Origin of the sequence: Staphylococcus sp. GDX7P312P, from assembly GCF_008385775.1 — a bacterium.
Lineage (GTDB): Bacteria > Bacillota > Bacilli > Staphylococcales > Staphylococcaceae > Staphylococcus > Staphylococcus haemolyticus.
Genome location: NZ_VUKI01000017.1, coordinates 1 through 3,231, shown reverse-complemented (window position 1 = coordinate 3,231; position 3,231 = coordinate 1). Strand labels below are relative to the sequence as shown.

The following is a 3,231-nucleotide window of genomic DNA, read 5'->3' as shown; positions in this document are numbered from 1 at the left end:
TGGTGGAAACATAGATTAAGTTATTAAGGGCGCACGGTGGATGCCTTGGCACTAGAAGCCGACGAAGGACGTTACTAACGACGATATGCTTTGGGTAGCTGTAAGTAAGCGTTGATCCAGAGATTTCCGAATGGGGGAACCCAGCACGAGTTATGTCGTGTTATCGACAAGTGAATTCATAGCTTGTCAGAAGGCAGACCCGGAGAACTGAAACATCTTAGTACCCGGAGGAAGAGAAAGAAAAATCGATTCCCTGAGTAGCGGCGAGCGAAACGGGAAGAGCCCAAACCAATAAGCTTGCTTATTGGGGTTGTAGGACACTCTATACGGAGTTACAAAGGAATATATTAGACGAATCATCTGGAAAGTTGAATCAAAGAAGGTAATAATCCTGTAGTTGAAAATATATTCTCTCTTGAGTGGATCCTGAGTACGACGGAGCACGTGAAATTCCGTCGGAATCTGGGAGGACCATCTCCTAAGGCTAAATACTCTCTAGTGACCGATAGTGAACCAGTACCGTGAGGGAAAGGTGAAAAGTACCCCGGAAGGGGAGTGAAAGAGAACTTGAAACCGTGTGCTTACAAGTAGTCAGAGCCCGTTAATGGGTGATGGCGTGCCTTTTGTAGAATGAACCGGCGAGTTACGATCTGATGCAAGGTTAAGCAGGAAATGTGGAGCCGTAGCGAAAGCGAGTCTGAATAGGGCGTTGAGTATTTGGTCGTAGACCCGAAACCAGGTGATCTACCCATGGTCAGGTTGAAGTTCAGGTAACACTGAATGGAGGACCGAACCGACTTACGTTGAAAAGTGAGCGGATGAACTGTGGGTAGCGGAGAAATTCCAATCGAACTTGGAGATAGCTGGTTCTCTCCGAAATAGCTTTAGGGCTAGCCTCAAGTGATGATTATTGGAGGTAGAGCACTGTTTGGACGAGGGGCCCCTCTCGGGTTACCGAATTCAGACAAACTCCGAATGCCAATTAATTTAACTTGGGAGTCAGAACATGGGTGATAAGGTCCGTGTTCGAAAGGGAAACAGCCCAGACCACCAGCTAAGGTCCCAAAATATATGTTAAGTGGAAAAGGATGTGGCGTTGCCCAGACAACTAGGATGTTGGCTTAGAAGCAGCCATCATTTAAAGAGTGCGTAATAGCTCACTAGTCGAGTGACACTGCGCCGAAAATGTACCGGGGCTAAACATATTACCGAAGCTGTGGATTGTCCGTAGGACAATGGTAGGAGAGCGTTCTAAGGGCGTTGAAGCATGATCGCAAGGACATGTGGAGCGCTTAGAAGTGAGAATGCCGGTGTGAGTAGCGAAAGACGGGTGAGAATCCCGTCCACCGATTGACTAAGGTTTCCAGAGGAAGGCTCGTCCGCTCTGGGTTAGTCGGGTCCTAAGCTGAGGCCGACAGGCGTAGGCGATGGATAACAGGTTGATATTCCTGTACCACCTAGCATCGTTTTAATCGATGGGGGGACGCAGTAGGATAGGCGAAGCGTACGATTGGATTGTACGTCTAAGCAGTGAGATTGAGTGTTAGGCAAATCCGGCACTCTTAAGATTGAGCTGTGATGGGGAGAGGAAATTGTTTCCTCGAGTCGTTGATTTCACACTGCCGAGAAAAGCCTCTAGATAGATAATAGGTGCCCGTACCGCAAACCGACACAGGTAGTCAAGATGAGAATTCTAAGGTGAGCGAGCGAACTCTCGTTAAGGAACTCGGCAAAATGACCCCGTAACTTCGGGAGAAGGGGTGCTCTTTAGGGTGCAAGCCCAGAAGAGCCGCAGTGAATAGGCCCAAGCGACTGTTTATCAAAAACACAGGTCTCTGCTAAACCGTAAGGTGATGTATAGGGGCTGACGCCTGCCCGGTGCTGGAAGGTTAAGAGGAGTGGTTAGCTTCTGCGAAGCTACGAATCGAAGCCCCAGTAAACGGCGGCCGTAACTATAACGGTCCTAAGGTAGCGAAATTCCTTGTCGGGTAAGTTCCGACCCGCACGAAAGGCGTAACGATTTGGGCACTGTCTCAACGAGAGACTCGGTGAAATCATAGTACCTGTGAAGATGCAGGTTACCCGCGACAGGACGGAAAGACCCCGTGGAGCTTTACTGTAGCCTGATATTGAAATTCGGCACAGCTTGTACAGGATAGGTAGGAGCCTTTGAAACGTGAGCGCTAGCTTACGTGGAGGCGCTGGTGGGATACTACCCTAGCTGTGTTGGCTTTCTAACCCGCACCACTTATCGTGGTGGGAGACAGTGTCAGGCGGGCAGTTTGACTGGGGCGGTCGCCTCCTAAAAGGTAACGGAGGCGCTCAAAGGTTCCCTCAGAATGGTTGGAAATCATTCATAGAGTGTAAAGGCATAAGGGAGCTTGACTGCGAGACCTACAAGTCGAGCAGGGTCGAAAGACGGACTTAGTGATCCGGTGGTTCCGCATGGAAGGGCCATCGCTCAACGGATAAAAGCTACCCCGGGGATAACAGGCTTATCTCCCCCAAGAGTTCACATCGACGGGGAGGTTTGGCACCTCGATGTCGGCTCATCGCATCCTGGGGCTGTAGTCGGTCCCAAGGGTTGGGCTGTTCGCCCATTAAAGCGGTACGCGAGCTGGGTTCAGAACGTCGTGAGACAGTTCGGTCCCTATCCGTCGTGGGCGTAGGAAATTTGAGAGGAGCTGTCCTTAGTACGAGAGGACCGGGATGGACATACCTCTGGTGTACCAGTTGTCGTGCCAACGGCATAGCTGGGTAGCTATGTATGGACGGGATAAGTGCTGAAAGCATCTAAGCATGAAGCCCCCCTCAAGATGAGATTTCCCAACTTCGGTTATAAGATCCCTCAAAGATGATGAGGTTAATAGGTTCGAGGTGGAAGCGTGGTGACACGTGGAGCTGACGAATACTAATCGATCGAAGACTTAATCAATTTATTTCAACGTTTTGCGAAGCAAAATCATTTACTTACTATCTAGTTTTGAATGTATAATCATTCTCTTGTCTGGTGACAATGGCAAGGAGGTCACACCTGTTCCCATGCCGAACACAGAAGTTAAGCTCCTTAGCGCCGATGGTAGTTGGATTTACGTTCCGCTAGAGTAGGACGTTGCCAGGCAAAGTATTGAGACCGAAAGGTCTATTTTTTTTATGCTTAAAATTAAAACCGAAGGTTTAATAAGATATCAACAAATGAAAGTGTAATAGCTTTACGAGTAGAAAGCGTTT

2 rRNA genes are annotated in these 3,231 nt (G+C 48.9%); both read left to right on the top strand.

Annotation, left to right across the window (positions count from 1 at the left end):
• Positions 1 to 13: 13 nt before the first annotated feature.
• A 23S ribosomal RNA gene (locus F1592_RS04940) occupies positions 14 to 2,935 on the top strand.
• 71 nt (positions 2,936 to 3,006) lie between these two features.
• Positions 3,007 to 3,121, top strand: a 5S ribosomal RNA gene (rrf, locus tag F1592_RS04935).
• Positions 3,122 to 3,231: the final 110 nt, after the last annotated feature.